The 23,376-nt window shown below is 72.6% G+C and carries 20 protein-coding genes; 11 read left to right on the top strand and 9 right to left on the bottom strand.

Features of this window, described 5'->3' with window-relative positions; translation table 11 throughout:
- Window position 1 precedes the first annotated feature (1 nt).
- Window positions 2-517, bottom strand: a complete 516-nt coding sequence (locus O7620_RS03860) for a MarR family transcriptional regulator (RefSeq protein ID WP_151489474.1) — start codon at window positions 515-517, stop codon at window positions 2-4.
- Window positions 518-642: 125 nt separating this feature from the next.
- Between O7620_RS03860 and O7620_RS03855 the strand changes: the two genes are divergently transcribed.
- Window positions 643-2,760, top strand: coding sequence for an efflux RND transporter permease subunit (locus tag O7620_RS03855; protein ID WP_278121881.1), 2,118 nt, complete (start codon window positions 643-645; stop codon window positions 2,758-2,760).
- A gap of 78 nt (window positions 2,761-2,838) precedes the next feature.
- Here O7620_RS03855 and O7620_RS03850 read toward each other — a convergent pair whose 3' ends face one another.
- Window positions 2,839-4,257, bottom strand: coding sequence for a DedA family protein (locus O7620_RS03850; RefSeq protein ID WP_278121880.1), 1,419 nt, complete (start codon window positions 4,255-4,257; stop codon window positions 2,839-2,841).
- Window positions 4,258-4,390: 133 nt separating this feature from the next.
- On the opposite strand from O7620_RS03850, the gene typA reads away from it, so the two are divergent.
- From typA to O7620_RS03835, 3 genes are all read left to right on the top strand, one after another.
- Window positions 4,391-6,259, top strand: coding sequence for a translational GTPase TypA (gene typA / locus O7620_RS03845; RefSeq protein WP_151489461.1), 1,869 nt, complete (start codon window positions 4,391-4,393; stop codon window positions 6,257-6,259).
- Between the two features lie 117 nt (window positions 6,260-6,376).
- A complete protein-coding gene (locus O7620_RS03840; protein ID WP_278121879.1) occupies window positions 6,377-7,228 on the top strand; it encodes a serine hydrolase in 852 nt (283 codons plus the stop codon).
- Between the two features lie 55 nt (window positions 7,229-7,283).
- Window positions 7,284-7,973, top strand: coding sequence for a lysoplasmalogenase (locus O7620_RS03835; RefSeq protein WP_278121878.1), 690 nt, complete (start codon window positions 7,284-7,286; stop codon window positions 7,971-7,973).
- Here the strand turns inward: O7620_RS03835 and O7620_RS03830 are convergent.
- Window positions 7,942-8,739 carry a tyrosine-protein phosphatase gene (locus O7620_RS03830; protein WP_278121877.1) on the bottom strand — a complete coding sequence of 266 codons (798 nt, stop codon included), beginning with the start codon at window positions 8,737-8,739 and terminating at the stop codon, window positions 7,942-7,944. The two genes, O7620_RS03835 and O7620_RS03830, sit on opposite strands and share 32 nt — an antisense overlap.
- A 44-nt stretch (window positions 8,740-8,783) precedes the next feature.
- On the opposite strand from O7620_RS03830, the gene O7620_RS03825 reads away from it, so the two are divergent.
- On the top strand, window positions 8,784-9,881 hold the full coding sequence (locus O7620_RS03825; protein WP_278121876.1) for a dipeptide epimerase: 1,098 nt from the start codon (window positions 8,784-8,786) through the stop codon (window positions 9,879-9,881).
- Between the two features lie 58 nt (window positions 9,882-9,939).
- Window positions 9,940-10,854 carry an NlpC/P60 family protein gene (locus tag O7620_RS03820; RefSeq protein WP_278121875.1) on the top strand — a complete coding sequence of 305 codons (915 nt, stop codon included), beginning with the start codon at window positions 9,940-9,942 and terminating at the stop codon, window positions 10,852-10,854.
- A gap of 38 nt (window positions 10,855-10,892) precedes the next feature.
- Here the strand turns inward: O7620_RS03820 and O7620_RS03815 are convergent, their stop codons facing one another.
- Window positions 10,893-11,891, bottom strand: coding sequence for a TerC family protein (locus O7620_RS03815; protein ID WP_278121874.1), 999 nt, complete (start codon window positions 11,889-11,891; stop codon window positions 10,893-10,895).
- A 398-nt stretch (window positions 11,892-12,289) separates the two neighbouring features.
- On the opposite strand from O7620_RS03815, the gene O7620_RS03810 reads away from it, so the two are divergent.
- Window positions 12,290-12,583 carry an antibiotic biosynthesis monooxygenase gene (locus O7620_RS03810; protein WP_151489454.1) on the top strand — a complete coding sequence of 98 codons (294 nt, stop codon included), beginning with the start codon at window positions 12,290-12,292 and terminating at the stop codon, window positions 12,581-12,583.
- A 117-nt stretch (window positions 12,584-12,700) separates the two neighbouring features.
- On the opposite strand, the gene O7620_RS03805 is transcribed toward O7620_RS03810, so the two are convergent.
- The 3 genes from O7620_RS03805 to uvrB form a co-directional block, all read right to left on the bottom strand.
- Window positions 12,701-13,558, bottom strand: a complete 858-nt coding sequence (locus O7620_RS03805) for a helix-turn-helix transcriptional regulator (protein WP_278121873.1) — start codon at window positions 13,556-13,558, stop codon at window positions 12,701-12,703.
- Window positions 13,559-13,755: 197 nt separating this feature from the next.
- The gene (locus O7620_RS03800) at window positions 13,756-14,124 is read right to left on the bottom strand and encodes a VOC family protein (RefSeq protein ID WP_151489452.1); all 369 of its coding nucleotides are present in this window, start codon (window positions 14,122-14,124) and stop codon (window positions 13,756-13,758) included.
- Between the two features lie 583 nt (window positions 14,125-14,707).
- A complete protein-coding gene (gene uvrB, locus O7620_RS03795) occupies window positions 14,708-16,816 on the bottom strand; it encodes an excinuclease ABC subunit UvrB (protein ID WP_151489450.1) in 2,109 nt (702 codons plus the stop codon).
- Window positions 16,817-17,115: 299 nt separating this feature from the next.
- Here uvrB and O7620_RS03790 point away from each other — a divergent pair, with 299 nt between their 5' ends.
- Window positions 17,116-18,588 (top strand): hypothetical protein, encoded by a 1,473-nt coding sequence (locus O7620_RS03790; protein WP_278121872.1) that lies wholly within the window; start codon window positions 17,116-17,118, stop codon window positions 18,586-18,588.
- A 4-nt stretch (window positions 18,589-18,592) separates the two neighbouring features.
- Here the strand turns inward: O7620_RS03790 and coaE are convergent, their stop codons facing one another.
- Together coaE and rpsA are read right to left on the bottom strand one after the other, a co-directional pair.
- Window positions 18,593-19,774 (bottom strand): dephospho-CoA kinase, encoded by a 1,182-nt coding sequence (gene coaE / locus O7620_RS03785; RefSeq protein WP_278121871.1) that lies wholly within the window; start codon window positions 19,772-19,774, stop codon window positions 18,593-18,595.
- A 138-nt stretch (window positions 19,775-19,912) separates the two neighbouring features.
- Complete coding sequence (rpsA, locus tag O7620_RS03780; RefSeq protein ID WP_151492358.1) at window positions 19,913-21,412, bottom strand: 30S ribosomal protein S1; 1,500 nt, start codon at window positions 21,410-21,412, stop codon at window positions 19,913-19,915.
- A gap of 397 nt (window positions 21,413-21,809) precedes the next feature.
- On the opposite strand from rpsA, the gene O7620_RS03775 reads away from it, so the two are divergent.
- The 3 genes from O7620_RS03775 (at window position 21,810) to O7620_RS03765 (ending at window position 23,296) form a co-directional block, all read left to right on the top strand.
- On the top strand, window positions 21,810-22,616 hold the full coding sequence (locus O7620_RS03775; protein ID WP_278121870.1) for a class I SAM-dependent methyltransferase: 807 nt from the start codon (window positions 21,810-21,812) through the stop codon (window positions 22,614-22,616).
- Between the two features lie 68 nt (window positions 22,617-22,684).
- Window positions 22,685-22,843 carry a hypothetical protein gene (locus O7620_RS03770; protein ID WP_278121869.1) on the top strand — a complete coding sequence of 53 codons (159 nt, stop codon included), beginning with the start codon at window positions 22,685-22,687 and terminating at the stop codon, window positions 22,841-22,843.
- A gap of 105 nt (window positions 22,844-22,948) precedes the next feature.
- The gene (locus O7620_RS03765; RefSeq protein WP_347403750.1) at window positions 22,949-23,296 is read left to right on the top strand and encodes a DUF3140 domain-containing protein; all 348 of its coding nucleotides are present in this window, start codon (window positions 22,949-22,951) and stop codon (window positions 23,294-23,296) included.
- Window positions 23,297-23,376 lie beyond the last annotated feature (80 nt).

Here is a 23,376-nt window from a genome sequence, read left to right as displayed (position 1 = left end):
GTCAGCCCGTCGGGCGGCGGGGCGGCTCGGGTCGGGCGGCGCGCACCGAGTCGCGGTGCGCGCGGATCGACTCGCTCATCGCCGCCATGAACCGGTGCACCACCTCCAGCTCGTCCTCGTCGAACCGGTCCATCACCGTGTCGGTACGGGCGCCCAGCGGCTGGAAGAACTCCATGGCGAGCGTGGCGCCCTGGTCGGCGTAGTGCAGCAGCACCTTGCGCCGGTCGACGGTGTCCCGGTCCCGGCGGATGTGCCCGGCCCGCTCCAGCCGGTCGATCAGGGCGGTGACCGAGCCGGAGGAGAGGTTGAGCTGCTCACCGAGGCGGCCGGGGGTGATCGGGTCGCCGAGCAGTTCGGCGTCCATCACGGCGATCAGGGCCCGCAGGTCGGTCGGGTTGAGGCCGTGCAGGTTGGCGAAGGCGTGACCGACCTGCTGGGCGTCCACCGCGTACCGCCGGAGGTTGTTGGTGATCTCGGCGACCAGCTGCTCGCGGCGCGTGTCGCGCCGCCGGTACATGCCGTGAGTCGCCACCTCGCGCCGCTTCTTCCCGTCGTCGGTTTCCCGGGTTGCAGCATAGAACAGCCGTCGATAATCTCGCCTATCAAGATACTCGACTCTCGAAGGACTTTGAGGTCAACCCGATGTCTGTCTTCACCAGAGTCGCTCGCAGCCGGTTCGCCGCCTGGCTCACCGTGGCCGCCGCGGTCGTCGTCAGCGCGGCCGTCTTCGGCCTGCCCCGGCCGGACAACCCGGCACCGGTCTCCGCCACCGGCCTGTCGGTGAGCTGGGAGTCGACCCAGGTGCAGCGGCTGCAGGACCAGCTCCCCTCCAGCGAGGTACAGCCGGCCATCGTGGTGGTCAGCCGCGACGACGGGGGTGCGCTCAGCGAGGCCGACCGGTCCGCCGTCGGCGACCGCGCCGGCGACCTCGCCCGCTTCGCGGCGGGCGGGCAGGTCAGCCCCGCCCAACTCTCCCCGGACGGCACGGTGGCGCTCGTCGCCGTGCCGCTGAGCACCGCCGGGGGCCAGGCCGAGGTCACCGCCACCGTCACCGAGCTGCGGGACACGCTGACGGACCTGCCCGACGGTCTCACCGTCGAGGTGACCGGCGCCCCCGCCTTCACCGCCGATCTCTCCTCGGTCTTCGAGGGCGCCGACGTCACCCTGCTCATGGTGACCGCCGCCGTGGTCGCCCTGCTGCTGCTGATCACCTACCGCAGCCCGTTCCTGTGGATCGTGCCGCTGGTCGTCGTCGCGGCGACCGAGCAGCTCACCCTGCGCGCGGTGGACACGATCGTGCCGGCCGTCGGGATCAACCTCCAGCAGGGTCAGGTCACCGGCATCGCCAGCGTGCTGGTCTTCGGCGCCGCCACCGACTACGCCCTGCTGCTCATCGCCCGCTACCGGGAGGAGTTGCGCCGCGCCGAGGACCGGTTCGCGGCGATGCGCGCCGCGCTGCGCCGTACCGCCGAGCCCATCCTCGCCAGCGGCGGCACCGTGGTGCTCGGCGTGCTCACCCTGCTGCTCAGTGAGCAGGAGACGAACCGGGCACTGGCCGTGGCCTGCGCCACCGGGGTCGTCTTCGCGATGGCGTCGGCGCTGTTCGTGCTCCCGGCTGTGCTGGTGCTCTTCGGTCGCGGCCTGTTCTGGCCGTTCGTCCCCCGGGTCGGTGGCGCGGCGCGCGAGGGTCGGCTCTGGGGCCGGCTCGGCGCCGCCGTGGAACGCCGTCCGGTACCGGTCGCGCTGCTGGCGACGCTGCTGCTCGCCGGCCTGGCGCTGGGGGGCCTCGGCATCCGCACCGGCCTGTCCGAGACCGAGCAGTTCCGGGCCCAGCCCGAGGCGGTCACCGGCGCGCAGACCCTGGCCCGCGCGTTCCCCGCCGGCACCACCCAACCGGTCGCCGTGCTCACCACCCCGGCGGCGGTCCGCGCGGTCACCGACGTCGCCGCGGGCGTACCCGGGGTCGCCTCGGCCCGCCCCGGTGACGCCGGGCAGGGCGTCGCCCAGGTCGACGTGGTGCTCGCCGCCGAGCCCGGCACCACCGCGTCCGACCGCACCATCGAGGCGTTGCGCGACGCGGTCGCCGCCGTGCCCGGCTCCGCACCCCCCGCTGTCGACGGCGCCGCCGCGCCAACCGGGGCGATCGTCGGCGGCACGGTCGCCGCCACCTACGACTCGGAGAAGGCCAACGACTCCGACCTGCGGCTGATCCTTCCGATCATCCTGCTGCTGGTCGGCGCCGTGCTCGTCCTGCTGCTGCGCGGCCTGGTCGCGCCGGTGCTGCTGGTGCTCACCGTGATCGCGTCGTTCTTCGCGAGCCTCGGCGCGGCGTGGCTGCTCTTCGACCACGTGCTGGGCTTCCCGGCCCTGGACAGCGGCGTCCTGCTGCTCGCCTTCGTGTTCCTGGTGGCGCTCGGGGTGGACTACAACATCTTCCTGGTCACCCGCGCCCGGGAGGACGCCCGCGTGGCCGGCACCCGCGACGGGATGCTCTCCGCGCTGCGGGTCACCGGCGGCGTGATCACCAGCGCCGGCGTGCTGCTCGCCGCGGTCTTCGCCGTGCTCGGCGTCCTACCGCTGATCACGCTGACCCAGATCGGCATCATCGTCTGCATCGGCGTCCTGCTCGACACGCTGCTGGTACGCACCGTCCTGGTGCCGGCGCTGGCGTTCGTGCTGGGCGAGCGCTTCTGGTGGCCCGGCCGGGTCAGCAGGGACGCCGTCCCGGCCGACCCGGAGCCGGTCGCCGCTCGAGACTGACCGACCCACCAACCACGCGGCGGGGCCGGGGCACCGCAGCCACGGCCCCGCCGACGTCGGTGTGACCGTCGCCGCACCCTAACAAGGCTCGACCGGTCGGCGAGGCCCCTGCGGCGGCGGCCGGACCGGCTCCACGAGCTGGTTCCGATCCCCCACCGCCCGGTCCCGGGTGGCCCACGCGACGATGAACACCACCGTCCACAGCACCCCGAGCAGCACCGCCGCCGCGGTCCCGCTCGCCGTGTCCAGGCCGAGGTAGAGCCGCGCGCCGCCGATGCCCACCACCCCCGCGGCGGCGGTCGTCCAGGCGGCCACCGCCACCGGCCAGCGGGCGCTGCGCGACACCAGCCAGGCCAGAGTGCAGAAGCTCGCCGCGACCACCGCGTTCTGGGTCGGGAAGGGGACCGACTCACCGCCGTCCGGGCCGGCCGCCGGCGACCCGGTCCACTCCGCCACCACGGCCAGCACCAGCAGCGGCACGAACGCGCCGACGGTGCCGACCACGCTGAGCAGGTCCGCCCGCCACGGCCGTTTCCGCCACGCCAGCACCGCCGCCACCAGGGCCACCAGCACGATCAACACCCACCCGCGCACCAGGGACACCACGATCATGGTGGCGTCGGCGGCGCCCGGGGTCCGCCGGGCCGCGAACCAGCCCTCGACCGCCCCGTCCAACGCCGCCAGCCCGCTGTTGCGCACCGACACGGCGAGCAGGCCGGCGATGGCGAACCCGGCGGCGAACAGCAGCACCAGCCCCGCGGCCAGGTTGAGCAGCAACGTCCAGGCCGGCCCGACCCGCATGGCCACCAGGAAGAACAGCAGCCCGTAGCGGGCGCTGAGCCAGCGGATCGGCGGCAGCGCGCCGGCGCGGGAGAGCAGCGCGCGTGCCGGATCGGGGTTGCGGCCCAGCCACCGGCCGGCGAGCACCACCCCGAGCAGGCCGGCCAGCAGCACCAGCGCCGCACCGGTGGCGCGACCGAGGTACGCGGAGAGCGTGTCGTACGACTCACCGGCGAGGTGACCGAGCAGCACCGAGCCGCCCACCCAGGTGACGACGCCGGCGAGGTTCCACGGCGCGAACCGCCGGTACGGCATGCCGGCCGCCCCGGCCAGTCGGGGCACCAGGGTGCGGGCGAAGGCCACCCAGCGGGCGGCGAACACACCCCGTCCGCCCAGGCGGGCGAGCAGGGCGTCGGCCCGGCCCCACCGCTCGGGCCCGACCCGGTGACCCAGCCCGGCGCGCAGCTTCGGGCCGTACCGTCGGCCGGCGCGGAACGCCAGCCCGTCACCGAGGACGGCCGCGACGATCATCGCGAACAACGCCGGGCCCAAGCGCAAGGTACCGTTGTAGGTGAGGAAGCCGACGAGCAGCAGGGTAGCCTCACCCGGCACCAGCAGGCCGAAGATCACCGCGGTCTCGCCCGCCACGATCAGCGCGGCGACCAGGTAGATCCACAGAGTGGGCAGACCCTGCACCGTGGTCAGCAGGTCGTGCACTCAGGCCCCCGGGACACGGGAGCCAGCATGCCAGCCGGGGGAACGACCGGCACAGCGGTTTCACCATAGATCAGGGGCACCTGGGGGTGACCCCGACGCAGCCTGCGCGAGCGCAGGCGGAAGGATAGAGGGTATGCAGCTTCGCACCGACCTCCGCAACGTCGCCATCATCGCTCACGTCGACCACGGCAAGACCACCTTGGTCGACGCCATGTTGCGGCAGGCCGGCGCGTACGGCGCGCGAGGTGAGAACACCGAGCGGGTGATGGACTCCGGCGACCTGGAGCGGGAGAAGGGCATCACCATCCTCGCCAAGAACACCGGCGTGCACTACCTGCCGGCGGACGGCTCCGACCCGGTCACCATCAACATCATCGACACCCCCGGCCACGCCGACTTCGGTGGCGAGGTGGAGCGCGGCCTGACCATGGTCGACGGCGTGGTGCTGCTGGTCGACGCGAGCGAGGGCCCCCTGCCGCAGACCCGCTTCGTGCTGCGCAAGGCGCTGCGGGCCCGGATGCCGATCATCCTGGTGATCAACAAGGTGGACCGCCCGGACGCCCGGATCAAGGAGGTCGTGGACGACACCTACGAGCTCTTCCTCGACCTGGACGCCGACGAGGAGCAGATCGACTTCCCGATCGTCTACGCGTGCGCCCGCGACGGCATCGCCTCGCTGACCCAGCCCGCCGACGGCTCGGTTCCCGACGACAGCACCTCGCTGGAGCCGCTGTTCCGCACCCTGCTGGACACCATCCCGGCGCCCGCGTACGAGGACGGGGCGCCGCTGCAGGCCCACGTCACCAACCTCGACGCCTCGCCGTTCCTCGGCCGACTGGCGCTGTGCCGGGTCCGTCAGGGCACCATCAGCAAGGGCCAGACGGTGGCCTGGTGCCGCACCGACGGCAGCACCCAGCGGGTCCGCATCTCCGAGATGCTGATGACCGAGGGCCTGGAGCGCAAGCCGGCCGAGTCGGCCGGGCCGGGCGACATCATCGCCGTCGCCGGCATCCCCGAGATCATGATCGGCGAGACCCTGGCCGACGTGGAGAACCCGGTGGCGCTGCCGCTGATCACCGTCGACGAGCCGGCCATCTCGATGACCATCGGCACCAACACCTCGCCGCTGGTCGGCCGGGTCAAGGGTTCCAAGGTCACCGCGCGGATGGTCAAGGACCGGCTCGACAAGGAGCTGATCGGCAACGTGTCGCTGCGGGTGCTGCCCACCGAGCGGCCGGACGCCTGGGAGGTGCAGGGCCGCGGCGAGCTGGCGCTGGCCATCCTGGTCGAGCAGATGCGCCGGGAGAGCTACGAGCTGACCGTCGGCAAGCCGCAGGTGGTCACCAAGGAGATCGACGGCAAGACCTGCGAGCCGGTCGAGCGCCTGACCATCGACGCCCCGGAGGAATACCTGGGCGCGATCACCCAGCTCCTGGCGACCCGCAAGGGCCGCATGGAGCAGCTGGTCAACCACGGCACCGGCTGGATCCGGATGGAGTGGCTGGTCCCGGCTCGTGGCCTGATCGGTTTCCGCACCGAGTTCCTCACCGACACCCGCGGCACCGGCATCCTGCACCACGTCTTCGAGTCCTACGAGCCGTGGTTCGGCGAGCTGCGGACCCGTAACAACGGCTCGCTGGTGGCCGACCGCTCCGGCGCGGTCACCGCCTTCGCGATGATCAACCTGCAGGAGCGTGGTCAGCTCTTCGTCGACCCGACCACCGAGGTGTACGAGGGCATGATCGTCGGGGAGAACTCCCGCTCCGACGACATGGACGTCAACATCACCAAGGAGAAGAAGCTCACCAACATGCGGGCGTCGACCTCCGACGAGACCGAGAAGCTGATCCCGCCGCGCAAGCTCTCGCTGGAGCAGGCTCTGGAGTTCTGCCGCGAGGACGAGTGCGTCGAGGTCACCCCGACCGCGGTGCGCATCCGCAAGGTGGTGCTCGACCAGCAGCAGCGGGGCCGGGCCGCCGCCCGCCGCAAGCACGCCGGCTGAGCCCACCAGCTCCCGACGACCGGGCGCGTCGGCCGCTTGCGGCCGGCGCGCCCGTCCGCTTCCGGGCAGAGGGGTACGCCGGGGACAACCCATCGGTGATCGGCTACGGTCACCGGCATGACCTGGGATGATCTCGACGCCCACCTGGACCGGGTGCCCGGCACCGTCTCGGCGTACGTGGGCCGGCTCGACGCCCCGCCGACATGGACCCGGCACGCCGACGCCACCCACTACGCCGCCAGCACCATGAAGGTGGCGGTGCTCGCCGCCCTGCACCGCGCCGCCGAGTCCGCGGCGCTGGAGCTGGACGCGCACGTCCCCGTGGTCAACGAGTTCGACTCGGCCCAGCCCGGCGCGCCCCGCTTCTCCTGCGCCCGCGACTACGACAACGACGACGCGGTCTGGGACCGGGTCGGTGGGACGGCGCCACTGCGCTGGCTCGCCGACCGGATGATCGTGCGGTCCAGCAACCTGGCCACCAACCTGCTCATCGGGCACGTCGGGCTGCCGGCGCTGGCCGAGGTGTGGGCGGTGGCCGGTGCCCGCAACAGCGTCACCGGTCGGGGCATCGAGGACTTCGCCGCCCGCGAGGCCGGCATCACCAACACGGTGACCGCGGCCGACCTGGCCGCCCTGCTCGGCGCGCTGGCCACCGGGGCCACCACCCCCGGCCGGCTCGCGTCGCCGGCCGCCTGCGCGGCCATGCTGGACGTGCTGCTCGCTCAGGAGCACCGCGAGGACCTGGCCGCCGGCCTGCCCGACGGCACCCGCATCGCCCACAAGAACGGGTGGGTGCGGGGAGTCCGGCACGGCGCCGGCGTGGTGCTGCCCGACGACGCCCCGCCGTACCTGATCGCCGTCTGCACCACCACCGACCTGGCCGGCGGCGACGACGAGGTCGAGGACGACGCCTGCCGGCTGCTCGCGCACATCTCGGCGCAGGTCTGGGCCGCCCGGCACCGGCTCTGACCCGACACCCGTCGATCCGGCTAGGCTGCCCGCACCCCACCCCCCGGAGCCGTCGATGCCGCACAGCCGCACCATCCTGCTCGCCTTCCTCGCCGTGACCGCGGCGAACCTGCTCGCCAACGCCACCGACAGCGACCTGGCCTTCGCGCTCACCAAGCCGCTGCTGATGCCGCTGCTCGCCGCGTACCTCTGGAGGGCCACCGCCGAACGCGACGCCCGGCCGGACCGGCTGGTGCTCGCCGGGCTGGCCTTCGCCACCGGCGGCGACGTGGCGCTGCTGGTCGACGGCACCGGCTGGTTCCTCGCCGGCATGGCCTGCTTCCTCGGCACCCACCTCTGCTACCTCACGGCCTTCACCCGGCGCGGCGCCGCGACGGCGCTGCGCCGCGCGCCGCTGGTCGCGGTCCCCATCGGGTACGCGGCGCTGACCGTCATCGCGCTGGCCTGGATGTGGGCGGGGCTGGCCGCCGCCGGGCTGGCCGTGCCGGTGGCCGGCTACGCGCTCGCGTTGGTCGCGATGGCCACCACCGCCGCCACCCAGGGCTGGCGCGTCGGTCTCGGCGCGGCGCTCTTCCTCGGCTCGGACCTGCTGATCGCCGCCGGGGTGGCCGGCGTGGCACAGCCGCCCGGCGCGCCGGTGCTGGTCATGGCGACGTACGCGGCCGGCCAGGCGCTCATCGTCACCGGTCGGGCCGCCCGCGCCGGCGCGCCGGTCACTCCAGCAGCTGCGCCCGCAACGCCGTGAGGTCGTCATCGGTCAGCCCGAGCCCGTCGCGCAGGTAGCCGTCGAACGAGCCGTGCACCCGGCGTACCTCGTCGTAGCCGGCGTCGAGGTACGCGGCGCGGACCTCCAGCACCGGCAGCACGGCCTCGACGTCCAGCTCCGGCTGCCGCCGCCGCATCGCCTCGACGATCACCGCGCGCAGGCTGGCGGTCAGCGCGTTGTTGCGCAGGTACTCCGCGCGGATCGTGGCTTCGTCGACGCCGAGGGCGGTCAGCAGGATGACGGTGAGCCAGCCGGTGCGGTCCTTGCCGGCGGAGCAGTGGTAGACCAGCGGAAGGTTCTCCGGTCGGGAGGCCAGCCGCACCGCCTCGGCGAAGCCGACCCGCGCCGACTCGCCGGTGACGAACCACCGGTAGATCTCCGCCATCGCCCCGGCGGTGCCCTCCCGGGCCAGCTCCGCGTACGCGTCCAGGTCGTGGCCGAGCAGCACCGCCGAGACGTACGTGAAGACGGGGTGCTCCGGGTCGTGCACCGGCAGGTGCACCACCCGTGGCTCGCCCACCAGCCGGTCGCTCGGCGCGACCGCGATCTCCGAGCCGTCGCGCAGGTCGACCACGCAGACCGGCCCCAGCTTCGCGAGCACCGGCAGGTCCTCGTCGGTGAGCCGGCCCAGTGCCGGGGTACGGATCAGCCACCCGGCGCGTACCCGCCGACCGTCGGCGCCGGGCAGCCCACCCAGGTCACGTGCGTTCGGCGCGCCCACCATCTCCCAGTCCCGCCCAGCCATCCGGTGTCCCCTCCCGCCGCGTGCCTGCGTATAGGGTGCCCGACATGACGATCTCGGCGGTACGCACCCACCGGGTTTCTGCCCCCTTACACACTCCGTTCGTCACCGCCCTGCGCCGCACCACCACGGTCGAAACCCTGGTCGTCGAGCTGCTCGACACCGACGGCCGGTCCGGCTTCGGCGAGGCCCCGCAGGTCTGGCAGGTCACCGGCGCGTCGGTCGGCGGCGCCCAGGCGTGCGTACGGGAGCTGCTCGGGCCGCTGTTGATCGGCCGTGACCCGGACGATCTGGTGGCCCGCTGCGCGGAGGTGCGGCGGGCGGTGGCCGGTAACGAGGCCGCGAAGGCGGCGCTGGACGTCGCTCTGCACGACCTGGCGGCCCGACGCCTGGGCGTACCCCTGGTGCGTCTGCTGGGTGGCACGACGCTGCGGGTGCCGACGGACGTGACCCTCGCGGCGGGCGACGCGGTCGACCTGGCGGCGGCCGCGCGGCAGCGGCAGGCCGACGGCTTCGCCGTGCTCAAGCTCAAGGTCGGCACCGACGCGGCCGGTGACCTGGACCGGGTGCGGGCCGTGCGCGCGGCGGTCGGCGCCGGGGTCCGGATCCGGCTGGACGCCAACCAGGGATGGACGCCCCGGGAGGCGGTCCGGGTGATCCGCGGCATCGAGGACGCCGGGCTCGACGTGGAGCTGGTCGAGCAGCCGGTGGCACGCTGGGACCTGGACGGGTTGGCCTGGGTCAGCGACCGGGTATCCGTGCCAATCCTGGCCGACGAGGCGGTCTTCGGGGTGCGCGACCTGGTGGAGGTGATCCGTCGCCGGGCGGCCGACATGGTGAACGTCAAGCTGGCCAAGTGTGGCGGGCTCCAGCCGGCGCGCACCCTGCTGGAGCTGGCCGCCGCGCACGGCCTCGGCACGGTGGTCGGGTCGATGATGGAGAGTCAGGTCGGCATCGGCGCGGCGGCGAGTCTGGTCGCCGCGTACGGCACCACGGCCGTCGCCGACCTGGACGCCGCCTGGTGGCTGGCCTGGTCACCGGTGCAGGGTGGGATTCGCTACGAGGGGGCGACCGTGGTGTTGCCGGACGCGCCTGGCCTGGGCATTTCCGGCCTGACTGAAGCTAAGGTTCAGAGCCGCAGTTGATGATCGTTGGTTTCTTTCATAGGGTTTCCCGGAACAGCCGATCGAGCTGGGGGTTGACGTGCAGCTGCAACCGGGCCGCGAGGCCCTCGTCCGGGTCGCGGTGGCCACCCTGTGGACCTCTCCCGAGGCGGTCCGCCCGATCGACGGCCCGGCGCTCAGCGCCGGCGCCGACATCCCGGCCTGGATCTCCGGCATGGACACCGACCAGCAGGTCGGCGACTGCGTCCTGAGCCAACTCCTGCTCGGTGAACGGGTCCTCGTCACCGAACTACGCCCGGACGGCTGGGCCCGGGTGGTCGCCGTCGAGCAGCCCGCCGCCAAACTGGACCCACGGGGCTACCCGGGCTGGCTCCCCGCCGACCAGGTGACCCCTGCCGACCCGACCGTCGCCGGCGACCCGCTGGTGGTGGACGCCACGGTCACCGAGCTGCGCGCCGCACCGCACGGTCCGGTCGTGGTGCCCGGCGTGGTCGTCGGGACGCGTCTCGTCCCGGCCGGCCCGGCCCGCGACGGCTGGCAGCCGGTGCACGTTCCCGGCCAGGCCGCCCCACTCTGGCTGCCCGACAGCCAGCTCGCCCCACCGTCGAGCGAGCCGCCGAGCGCCGAGCAGGCGCTCGCCGTGGCCCAGCGACTGCTAAACGTGGCGTACGTCTGGGGTGGGCTCTCCGCGTACGGCATCGACTGTTCGGGGCTGGTGCACCTGGCGTGGCGGCGCTTCGGGGTCCTGCTGCCCCGCGACGCCGACGACCAGGCGGTCGCCACCTCTCCGCTGCCACTCGGCGCGGAACGGCCCGGCGACCTCTACTTCTTCGCCCGCCCCGGCCGAAAGATCCACCACATCGGGATCGTCACCGCGACCCCGGGCGGCGAGCACCGGCGGATGCTGCACGCCTGCTACCGGCGACGGCGGGTCATCGAGGAGGCCCTGCCGGCAGATCGCACCGCCACCCTGGTGGGCGCGCACCGGGTCTGACCGGCCGGGCACCTTCGGGCACCCGGCCGGCGCCGGGATCAGCGTCGGGCGTCGGCCAACTCGCGGCGGCGGTCCCGGGAGGACTTGATCAGGCTGGCGGCGGTGGCGGCGCCCAACGTGCCGAGGATGACCAGCAGCGAGAGCCAGATCGGGATGTGCGGCGCCCAGCCGACGTGCTCCCCACCGTTGATGAACGGCAGGTTGTTGTCGGCGAGGGCCTCCAGCACCAGCTTGACCCCGATGAAGCCGAGCACGACGGCGAGGCCGTAGCTCAGGTAGATCAGCCGGTCGAGCAGGCCGCCGAGCAGGAAGTAGAGCTGCCGCAGGCCCATCAGCGCGAACACGTTCGCGGTGAAGACCAGGTACGGCTCCTGGGTGATGCCGAAGATCGCCGGGATCGAGTCCAGAGCGAAGATCAGGTCGGTGGTGCCGATGGCGATCATCACGATGAGCATCGGGGTGAACAGCCGCCGGCCGTTCTCGTGGGTCATCAGCTTCGCGCTGTCGTAGCCCTTGGAGATCGGCAGCGCCCGGCGACTCCACCGGATCAGCAGGTTCTCGGAGAACTCGTCCTCGTCCGGCTCACCCTGGCGGGCCAGGTTGACGGCCGTGTAGATCAGGAACGCGCCGAAGATGTAGAAGACCCAGGAGAACTGGGAGATCAACGCGGCGCCGGCGGCGATGAACCCGCCGCGCATCACCAGGGCCAGCACGATGCCGACGAGCAGCACCTTCTGCTGGTACTGCCGGGGCACCCCGAAGCGGGCCATGATGATCACGAAGACGAAGAGGTTGTCCACCGAGAGGCTGTACTCGGTGAGCCAGCCGGTGTAGAACTGCCCCGCCGAACTGGCCCCGGAGGCCAACCAGACGCCAGCGCCGAAGAGCAGTGCCAGGCCGACGTAGAACGCGACCCAGAGGCTCGACTCCCGCACACTCGGCTCATGCGGACGCCGACCGATGATCAACAGGTCGACGAGCAGAACCGCAGTCAGTGCGACGAGAGTCCCCGCCCACACCAATCCGGACACGTCCAACGTTCATTCCTCCGGCAGACACGCGGCGTCGGGCACACCGTACGCCTCCGCGAAGGCCGGTGTGCCGTTGACGCCAACTCTGGTGACTGTCGGAGGTCTCTTCCGCCGCCACCCGCGAACGGGTGACGACCGACGGCGCCGGGTCGGGACGCCGGGGTTCCGGCGATCGACCGTGCTGACGACTCCGTCGCGAGGGAATACTCCCCTCCTCGGGGACCATTCTTCCCCACCACGCGCCGTGATCACACCCCGGGCAGCCGGTGGCACCGCACACCCTCCCCGGCGGGAATAGCGCAGCGCGACACACCCGCCAGCGCCTCCTAGGAGGCTAGTGTGTCGGGGTCCGCGAGTGGACCCCGCGCCACCACGGCGTCCCCGTGCCGTGGGAGGCTGCGGGCATGGTGCTTGAGGTCGCGTTGATCGACGTACTGCCCGGACACGAGGACGCGTTCGCCGCCGCGTACGCCCAGGGCCACCCGGTCCTCGCCGGGGCGACCGGCTGCCGGTCAGTGCGGATGACCCGGGGCATCGAGTCCCCGACCCGGTTCGTGCTGCTGGTCGAATGGGACTCGGTCGAGGCGCACGAGGAGAACTTCCGGGCCACCGAGCGGTTCGCGCAGTGGCGCGCCCTGATCGGCCCGCACTTCGCGGGGCCGCCCGTGGTCGAGCATTTCGTCGACGTACCGGCCTGAGTGGAGCTGTCGTACCCCCCGGTTAGCGTGCCTGCGCACGCGCCGGCCGCCGGTCCCGACGGGCTCGGGGGCGCCGGGCCCGGTGGCCGCGCGACGCGCCGTCGTGCCCGCGCCGGGTCACTCGCCGACGCGGCGGGCCAGCGCGGTGATCGTCTCCTCCGGTGACAGCGCCGCCGCCAGCAGCGCCTCGGTCATCCGCTCGTACCGGTCGACGTCCAGCACCGTCGCCAACCGGACGTCGGTGGTCAGCGCCTCCAGCATCACCGTCCGCGGGTCCGCCGGGTCGGGAAAGGCATACCAGGAGTACGGCGTGAGCGGGTGCAGGCCGCTGCCGGCCGCCCCGCGCGGCAGCAGCCGCACCGTCACGTGGGCCAGCCCGGTCACGGTGACCAGGTGCCGCAGCTGTTCACGCCACACCGCGACCGGCAGGTCACCCGGGTCGCAGGCCGCCTCGGCGAGCACCGCCGTGTAGCGCGGCGGGTCGGTCCGACGCAGCACCTCCTGCCGCAGCGCCCGGGCGCGCACGTCCGCCTCGATGTCGACCTCGGGCGTGAGCAGGGCGCCCGCGGCGACCCGCAACCGGGCGTACGACGGCGTCTGCAGCAACCCCGGCACGACCGCGGGCTGGTACTCGACGATGTGGGCGGCACCGGCCTCCAGCTCGGCGTACGTCCGCTGCCGCTCGCTCATCTCGCCGAGCGTCTTCCACCAGCCACGGCTGGTGGCCGCGTCCCGGGCGATCACGATCAGCGCGTCGCGGGCCGGCGACGGCACCTGGTAGACGTCCAGCAGGTCCAGCACGTCGGCGAGGTCCGGTCGGCTCTGACCCAGCTCGATGCGGGACAGCTTCGACGTCGAGGCCCAGCCCAGCCGGTCGCAGACCTGTTCCAGGGTCAGTGCCTCACGTCGGCGCAACTGGCGCAGTTCAGCACCCAGGCGGACTCGTCGAATGACAGGACTTGTTGGCAGCGGCATCCCGGCCTCCCCACCGAGGGAGAGTACGCAGGACGATCACCCAGTGCAATACCTTGCTCGCGCACCGCAACCGAACGGTTTCCGCACCGCCACGCGTCCGGACCCGCCCCGGCTGCGGCGGACCCCGGTCTGCCGGTACGGCTGACGGTCGCCGGGCCGGGCGCGCCCCGTGCCGCTCCGGCCGGCGTCCGCGCTGGTCAGGGCCGGTACGTGCCGAACGCCCACAGGGTGCCGGCGAGATCGCGGGCGGTGTAGTCGCGGGAGCCGTAGTCGGTGTCGTACGGCTCCTGCGTGATCTGCGCGCCGGCGGCGCGGGCCCGGGCGCAGTGGGCGTCGACGTCGGGCACCGCCACGTAGACCGACCAGTCGTCGTCGGCCGGTCGAGGCGCGGCGTCAGCCCGCGGGCCCAGCATGACCATGCCGGTCTCAAGGACGAGTTCGGCGTGCGCGACCGTGCCGTCGGGCGCCTCGTGCACGGCGTGCACCTGGAAGCCGAAGGCGGAGCAGAGCCAGTCGATCGCGGATCGGGGATCGGGATACCGGAGGATCGGATAGACGGTTCGCATGCGACCAGTCTCCAGCCCGCGGCCCACTCCCGATTGGACGAATGTGACCTCGGCCCGGCGTCCCGGCGGGACCGGCCCGCCGGCGGGCGCGTCAGCCCGCTGAGCGTGCGGCGAGCAGTGCCGCCGGAGTGGCACCGGCGAACTGGTGGAAGTCCCGGATGAGGTGCGACTGGACCCAGCGGCAGACCGAGGAGTCGACGGGCGGTCAGCGGCGACAGCAGCAGCTCGACCCCCTCCCCCACACCCACCGTGCGGGTGGTGCACCAGCCGTCGAACGTGCCGGCCACGAACGAGTCCGTCCGCTGGACGCCCCGCTCCGCGCTGCGCGGGTCGGTCACGTCCAGGGGGGGCGCCCCAACCCAGGATCAGCACCACGAAGACGCCGGCCGTCTCCCGACGGACCAGCGGCACGTCCGCGCGTTCCCGGTAGCCGATGTACCGGTCCACGAACGGGCGCAACCGGACCTCGGGCAGCCCGAGGACCAGCTCGTCGTCGACCGGCGCCCCCGCTGTCAACCTCGGACCACCCTTCCCGCGCCCCGACCGGCCACGCCCACGCGGGGCGTCGCCGCCGGGTTGGTCGTCACTTCACGCCGGCGGCGTCCATGCCGCGCAGCTCCTTCTTCAGGTCGGCCACCTCGTCGCGGATCCGGGCCGCCAGCTCGAACTGCAGCTCGCGGGCGGCGGCCAGCATCTGATCGTTGAGCTCCTGGATGAGCTGGGCGAGATCCGCACGGGCCATCCCCTCCCGTGAGGGGGTGGCGGCACCGGCACGGCTGCGACTGCGCGTCTCCTTCACCGGCGCCTTGCCGCGGGACAGCTGGCGGACCGCGCCGCCGACCCGCGAGTTCTCGGTGTCCTCCGCCTCGCGGTAGATGTCGTCCAGGATGTCGTGGATCTTCTTGCGCAGAGGCTCCGGGCTGATGCCGTTGGCCTCGTTGTGCGCGATCTGCTTGGCCCGACGCCGATCGGTCTCGTCGATCGCCGCCGCCATCGACGGGGTGATCTTGTCGGCGTACATGTGCACCTGCCCGGAGACGTTACGGGCGGCCCGGCCGATGGTCTGGATCAGCGAGCGGCCGCTGCGCAGGAAGCCTTCCTTGTCGGCGTCGAGGATCGCCACCAGCGACACCTCGGGCAGATCCAGACCCTCGCGGAGCAGGTTGATGCCGACCAGCACGTCGTAGTCGCCCTTGCGCAGCTCGCGCAACAACTCCACCCGACGCAGCGTGTCCACCTCCGAGTGCAGGTAGCGCACCCGGATGCCGTTCTCGAGCAGATAGTCCGACAGATCCTCGGCCATCTTCTTGGTCAGCGTGGTGACCAGCACCCGCTCGTCCTTCTCGGTGCGCAGCTTGATCTCGTGCATGAGGTCGTCGATCTGGCCCTTGGTCGGCTTGATCACGACCTCCGGGTCGATCAAGCCGGTGGGGCGGATGACCTGCTCGACGAACTCGCCCTGGGCCTGCTCCAGCTCCCACGGGCCGGGCGTCGCGGAGAGGTAGACCATCTGGCCGACCCGCTCCAGGAACTCGTCGAAGCGCAGCGGCCGGTTGTCGGCCGCGCTGGGCAGCCGGAAACCGTGGTCGATCAGCATCCGCTTGCGCGACGCGTCACCCTCGTACATGCCGCCGATCTGCGGGATGGTCACGTGCGACTCGTCGACCACGGTGAGGAAGTCGTCCGGGAAGTAGTCGAGCAGGCAGTGCGGCGGGCTGCCGGGCAGCCGCCCGTCCATGTGCATCGAGTAGTTCTCGATGCCGGAGCAGAAGCCCACCTGGCGCATCATCTCGATGTCGTAGGTGGTGCGCATGCGCAGCCGCTGCGCCTCCAGCAGCTTGCCCTGACGCTCCAGCTCGGCCAGCCGCTCGGCGAGCTCCGCCTCGATGTCGCGGATGGCCCGCTCCATCCGCTCCGGGCCGGCCGCGTAGTGCGTCGCCGGGAAGATCACCAGCTGGTCGACCTCGCGTACGACGTCGCCCGTCAACGGGTTGAGGTAGTAGAGCTTCTCCACCTCGTCACCGAACAGCTCGATGCGGACCGCCAGCTCCTCGTACGCCGGAATGATCTCCAGGGTGTCGCCCCGGACCCGGAACGTGCCCCGCTGGAAGGCCATGTCGTTGCGGGTGTACTGGATGTCGACCAGCCGGCGCAGCAACTGGTCACGGTCCAGCTCCTGGCCGATCTTGACCTTGACCGCCCGGTCCAGGTACTCCTCCGGGGTGCCCAGACCGTAGATCGCCGAGACGGTCGCCACCACGATCACGTCGCGGCGGGTGAGCAGCGACATCGTCGCCGAGTGCCGCAGCCGCTCGACCTCCTCGTTGATCGAGGAGTCCTTCTCGATGTAGGTGTCGGTCTGCGGAATGTACGCCTCGGGCTGGTAGTAGTCGTAGTACGAGACGAAGTATTCGACCGCGTTGTGCGGCAGCAGCTCGCTGAACTCCTTGGCCAGCTGCGCGCAGAGCGTCTTGTTGGGTGCGAGCACCAGGGTCGGACGCTGCAACCGCTCGATCAACCACGCCGTCGTGGCGCTCTTGCCGGTGCCGGTCGCGCCGAGCAGCACCGTGTTACGGTCACCGCGCCGCACCCTGCGCTCAAGGTCGTCGATGGCGGCCGGTTGGTCACCGGCCGGTTGGAACTCACTGACGACCTGGAAGCGGCTGTCGAGCCGGGGAATGTCGAGCGCCATACCCTCAACGGTACGCCCGAGGTCCGACAGGATCGGCCGTCACGGCGGGTACGTGATCAGCTTCAATATTCCCATTGTGTGGCACATGTCACCGGCGTTAGGCTCTCGACGTAGGCCGCTCGCGGCGGCCGACCGGGCCGGTGGCCAGGCCGTCATCACGGCCGGCCGCCCCCGGCACTGCGGGTCGCAGCACCCGGCATGTCCGGCGTGCGCGCCCGTGTGGTCGCGCTCGAGGCGCAGACCGGCCGCCGCGAGCGCCCCTGCTCGTCACCCCCTCGCGCGCCACCCGTTTCACATCCGTGGACACCTCTGCGCACCCGGCACCCGGCACCGACTCCGGGGACGCGTCCCGGCCCGACGGCACCGCCGGCCCGACCCCGCCCGCCCGTCGACGGCGCACGGTGCTGCTGCTGCTCGGCCTGACCGCGGTGACGTCCGCGACGGCGCTGGTCATCGGGTTGTTGAGCTGGGCTCCCGACCCGCCCGAGCCGGCCCGACCGATCACCGTCGGCGAGGGCGAGCGGCTGGCCGCGATGCGGGTCACCAACCTCCGGGACCTGCGCGCCGGGATCCGCGTCACCGCCGGCACCGGCGCCGCGCGCACCGAACTGGTGGGCTGGGTGGACTGGTCACGGCCGCTGCTCTACCTGGACGTGGGCGGGCCGGGCGCGGGCGCCGAACGGGGCCTGCTGCAGAGCGTCGGCCCAGCGCTGGTGATCCGGCCGGACCCGGCGGCGGTACCCACCCCCGCCGCGCCTCCCCTGGTGCCGCCGGTCGACCGCTGGCGGCTGCACCACCTGACACCCGGCACCGGCCTGGCACCGGTGCTCGACCTGCTCCTCGGCCTCGCCGCGGACCGCCCCGACCCGGCCCCGGCGGTGGGCCGCTGGATCGCCCGGGAGACCATCGCGGCCGGCCCGGTGGACGTCCTCGCGGCACCGCTGCCCGCCGCGACCCCCTCCCCCGCCGCGACACCGACCGGCACGGCGGCACCGGGCGACGGGCAACCCCGCTACTGGCTCGACCAGGACGCCCGGCTGCACAAGCTGGTCACCCGGCTGCCCGGCGTCGGCCCGGTCACGGTGACCCTCAACCGGGCTGACCGGCCGACACTGCGCCCGGTGGACGCGCTCGGCGGCCGGCCCGGGCTCCCCCGTGCCCTCACCGACGCCGAACGACACCGACTGGACCGGTTACCCGCCCGACTGCGGGCCCAGGGCGGCGGCGCCACGCTGACCCTGACCGCACCGGTGGGCACCGACACCAACCTGCGGGGCACCGGCTGGTTGAGCTGGACCACCCGCACCGCGTACCTGGCGGTCGCCGACCTCGGCGTACCCGATCGCCGGACCCTGCTCTGGCGCGACGCGACGGGCCTGGCCCGCACCGACGTGCCGGCCGCGGCCGGCGGCGGCGGGACGGCCGAGACGCCGGGGCGGCCACCCATGCCACCGCCCGCCGGGGCCTGGCGGTTCGCCCGCTCCGGCACGGACGAGCTGGCGGTGCTGGCCGGCGCGGTGATCTCGGCCGGAACGGCCGCGCAGCGCGGCGCGGCCCTGCGGGTACGCGAGGACGTCACCGACAGGCGGACCGTGGACGTCATCGAGCTGCGCGCCACCGACGGGCAGGTGCGCTACTGGATCGACCGGGACGGGTCACTGCGTCGGCTGGAGCTGCACACCGGCGCCGGCACGTGGGCCCAGGTGGACCTCAGCCCCGGCGTCATGCCCCGGCTGGGCCCGGCGCCCCACCCCCCGGCCACCGCCCGCTGACCCCTCAGGGCCGCCAGCCGGTCTGCGCGGCCCACTGCTCGGCGCGCAGGTACTCCTCGTCGAACCACGGGTCGCGCGCCGTCCCCGAACCGCCGGCGTTCGGCGCCGCGTCGACCAGCTCCCGCTTGAGCAGCAGGTACGCGGACCGCTGATCCGGGTCGGCCCGCAGGTGGTCGCGCATCAGCAGCGCGTACCGCCACCCCGGCGAGTCGGCCGCCCGCACGTGCAGGCGTACCGGACGGCCCGGGTCGGCGCTGCCGTGCAGCCGCTTCTCCCAGCGGCCACTGCCGGCCGGGCGCGGATCGTCCCACCACTGCCCCGGCACCCGGGGGAAACCGGCGGCCGCCAGCCGGTCGGTGAGTGGCCCGTCGGCGTCGGCGAGGTGCGGGAGGGCCACCTGCACGTCGATGACGTCATCCGCGGCGAGACCGGGCACCGCGGTCGGGCCGATGTGGTCGATCCGGTATTCGGCCGGGGCGAGCGCGTGCCGGATCCGGGCGGCCAACCGGTCGTACTGCGCGGGCCAGCTCGGGTCCGCCTCGGCCACGTCGGCCCGGGTCGCCGGCACCACCCGCCGCGCCCGCAGGTTGCGCTCGTAGGGCAGCAGCCGCTGCTCCCAGAGCCCGTCGACGGCGGCGTGCAGCGCCGCCAGGGTCGCGTCGTTGGTCAGCACCACGTCCGCCGCCGCCCGGCGGCGGGCGTCATCGGCCTGCGCGGCGATCCGCCGCTCGGCGTCCGCGCGGTCCATCCCCCGGGCCCGCACCAACCGTTCCAGTCGGGTCGGCACGGCCGCCTGCACGACGACCACCAGGTGGTACGTGGGCGCGAGCCCGACCTCGACCAGCAGCGGCACATCGTTGACGACGATCGCGTCGGGTGCCGCCGCGGCCGTCAGCTCGGCGGTACGGGCCCGGACCCGAGGATGGGTGATCGCCTCCAGCCGGCGGCGGGCCGCCTCATCGGCGAACACCACCGCGCCCAGCGCGGCCCGGTCCAACGCGCCGTCGGCGTCCAGCACCCGCTCGGAGAAGGTGGCGACGATCTCGGCCAGGCCGTCACTGCCCGGTGCGACGACCTCCCGGGCGATCTGGTCGGCGTCGATGAGCACCGCTCCCCGTTCGACGAGCCGTGCGGCCACCGCGCTCTTGCCCGACCCGATCCCACCGGTCAATCCCACCCTCAGCACCGGACCAGTCAACCGGATCACCAGCCCCGCCGCCAAACCCACCCGCTCCGGGCGAGTTGGGGCAGCAGGCACGGCGAAGGCCCCGCCCCCGGGCGATCCGAAGATCGCGGGGGACGGGGCCTGTCGTCGTTCAGCGGGTCACTTACCGCCGGCGAGCTTCTCCCGCAGTGCGGCGAGCGCCTCGTCGGTGGCCAGCGTGCCGGCCGGCTCCTCGGCCTGCCGGCTCGGGGCCGGGCTGGACGAGGAGGAGGTGGTGCCACCGGCGGCCGGGACGGCCGGAGCCGGGTTGGCAGCGGCCTCGGCGTCGGCGGCACGAGAGGTCTGCACCTGCTTGGTGTGGGCCTCCCAACGCTGACGGGCCTCGGCGTACTGGTTCTCCCAGGTCTCGCGCTGCTTGTCGTACCCCTCGAGCCACTCGCCCGTCTCCGGGTCGAAGCCCTCCGGGTAGATGTAGTTGCCCTCGGCGTCGTACGTCGCGGCCATGCCGTAGAGGGTCGGGTCGAAGTGCTCCTCGCCCTCGACGAAGCCCTCGTTGGCCTGCTTGAGCGACAGCGAGATCCGGCGGCGCTCCAGGTCGATGTCGATGACCTTGACCATGACCTCGGAGCCGACCTGGACGACCTGCTCCGGGATCTCCACGTGGCGCTCGGCCAGCTCGGAGATGTGGACCAGGCCCTCGATGCCGTCGTCCACCCGGACGAACGCACCGAACGGAACCAGCTTGGTGACCTTACCCGGCACGATCTGCTGGATCGCGTGGGTGCGGGCGAACTGCCGCCACGGGTCCTCCTGCGTCGCCTTCAGCGACAGGGAGACGCGCTCGCGGTCCAGGTCGACGTCCAGGACCTCGACCTCGACCTCCTGGCCCACCTCGACGACCTCGGACGGGTGGTCGATGTGCTTCCAGGACAGCTCGGAGACGTGCACCAGACCGTCGACGCCGCCGAGGTCCACGAAGGCGCCGAAGTTGACGATCGAGGACACGACGCCCTTGCGGACCTGGCCCTTCTGCAGCTTGTTGAGGAACTCGGTGCGCACCTCGGACTGCGTCTGCTCCAGCCAGGCCCGGCGGGACAGGACCACGTTGTTGCGGTTCTTGTCCAGCTCGATGATCTTGGCCTCGAGCTCCCGCCCGACGTACGGCTGCAGGTCGCGCACACGACGCATCTCGACCAGGGAGGCGGGCAGGAAGCCGCGCAGCCCGATGTCGAGGATGAGGCCGCCCTTGACCACCTCGATGACCGAACCGCGGACGACGCCGTCCTCGTCCTTGATCTTCTCGATCGTGCCCCAGGCCCGCTCGTACTGTGCCCGCTTCTTGGAGAGGATCAGACGACCCTCCTTGTCCTCCTTCTGGAGGACCAGGGCCTCGATGTGGTCACCAACCGTCACAACCTCGGCGGGGTCCACGTCGTGCTTGATCGACAACTCCCGAGAGGGGATGACACCCTCGGTCTTGTAGCCGATGTCGAGCAGGACCTCGTCCCGATCGACCTTGACGACGGTGCCTTCGACAATGTCGCCGTCGTTGAAGTACTTGATGGTCTCGTCGATCGCGGCGAGGAAAGCCTCCTCGGAACCGAGATCGTCGTGGGTGACCCGGGTGGCGCTCGAGGGGGCCTCGATGCTGCTCGTCATGTGGGCGGTTGCTCCGGTCGGTGGGTTGTCACAGCAGGCTGGTGTGTCGCGGTGACCTGTTCGCGCCAGCGGATCCGTCGCCGGGCACACCGAACGATCGCCTAGTGAGATCATGATGTGGTTCCGTCGACCGCGCACCTGCTCCCTGCCGAGGCAACGCGATCCGCGAGCGCATCGTCTAGCCTACCGTGCGCATTACCACAGCGTGCAAGCCCTCCCGGCTTCTCTGGATGCGATGACCTGCGAAAGCCGAACAATCGCCCGGAATCCGTCCCTGCTGTCTCGTGCGTCACACCGGCCCCAGAGGCACTGTTGGCCGCCCCCTCGCGAAGGGCGTCGCGCAGATCGTGGACGCGCCGCCGCCCCACACCGGGTGGGTGGGGCCTAGCGTGGGCGCGTGGATGACGACAGCCGGGTGACCCGGCGCCGGGTGGGTGACGCCGAGGTTCGGCGCGCCAACCGCGGCTGGTGGGACACCGACGCCGACGACTACCAGGCCGAGCACGGCGCGTTCCTCGGCGACGTGGACTTCGTCTGGTGCCCCGAGGGCCTGCGCGAGGCCGACGCCCGGCTGCTCGGCGACCTGTCGGGGCGGCGGGTGCTGGAGGTGGGCGCCGGCGCCGCGGCCGCCGCCCGCTGGCTCGCCACCCAGGGCGCCCGACCGGTCGCCGTCGACCTGTCCGCCGGCATGTTGCGGCACGCCGCCGAGGCCGCCGACCGCACCGGGGTACGCGTACCGCTGGTGCAGGCCGACGCCCTCGCCCTGCCGTTCGCCGACCGGTCGTTCGACCTGGCCTGCACCGCGTTCGGCGCGATCCCGTTCGTGGACGACTCGGCGGCGCTGCTCGCCGAGGTGCACCGGGTGCTGCGCCCGGGTGGCCGGTGGGTGTTCTCGGTGACCCACCCGATGCGGTGGATCTTCCTCGACGACCCCGGCGAGGGCGGCCTGACGGCCGTGCACTCGTACTTCGACCGCTCCCCGTACGTGGAGCAGGACGAATCCGGCGTGGCCACCTACGTCGAGCAGCACCGCACCCTCGGCGACCGGATCCGCGAGCTGGTCGGCGCCGGGTTCCGGCTGCTGGACCTGGTGGAGCCGGAGTGGCCGCAGGGGCACGAGGGGATCTGGGGGCAGTGGAGCCCGCTGCGCGGACGGCTCTTCCCGGGCACCGCCATCTTCGTCACCGAGAAGCCCGAGGCGTGAGCGCGTCGCACCCATCGGTGTGCGGCTCAGCCACAACACGAGCCGACAGCCCGACGTGCTGTTGCATCGTGCCGGCGTGGGGTGTGCACGTCTACGCGTACCGGATCGGCGATCGGGTCGGGCCCGGCGGTGAGCGGCAGTACGAGTTGGTCGCCGACGGCGCCGACGTGGTCGAGATGACCGAGCCGTTCGACATCAAACTGCCGACCGCCGAGATAACCCCGTAGTCGTTTCGCCGCAACGGGGTCGGGTAGCCGAGGGCATGGCCGAACAGAGGTTCCACAAGGGCGACCACGTCTCCTGGTCGGCCCACCGCCCCGAGGTGCCGCGTCATGAGCAGAGGTGACGACGGCCGGGACACCTACCGGGAGTTCACCGAGGCGGTGAACATGAAGCCCGGTGAGTTGTCCACCTGGCTGGAGACGGACGAGTCGAAACAGGTCGGCTGGCACAAGGGCGGCCGATCCGGCGGTGGTGAGTCGGTCGGGCACGAATCCGGCCGGAAGATCATCAACCTGTTGCGCCGGAAACGTGCCGACCTGTCCGACGGCGACTACAAGCACATGCGCAAGGTGGTCGGCTACGTGCGCCGGCACATGGCCCAGCGCCCGTCCGGCGCCGTCCGCGACACGAAGTGGCGCTGGTCCCTCATGAACTGGGGCCACGACCCCATGAAGTAAACCGCAGGCCAGCGTCCCACGAGCACACCGAGGCGCCGGCCGGCAGCAACGGGCCCGGAGTGCCCAGGTCGGGGTTCCGG

The organism is Micromonospora sp. WMMD710 (assembly GCF_029626045.1).
GTDB lineage: Bacteria > Actinomycetota > Actinomycetes > Mycobacteriales > Micromonosporaceae > Micromonospora.
The sequence above is the reverse complement of the archived record's forward strand: the minus strand, read 5'-3'. Positions and strand labels throughout refer to the sequence as shown.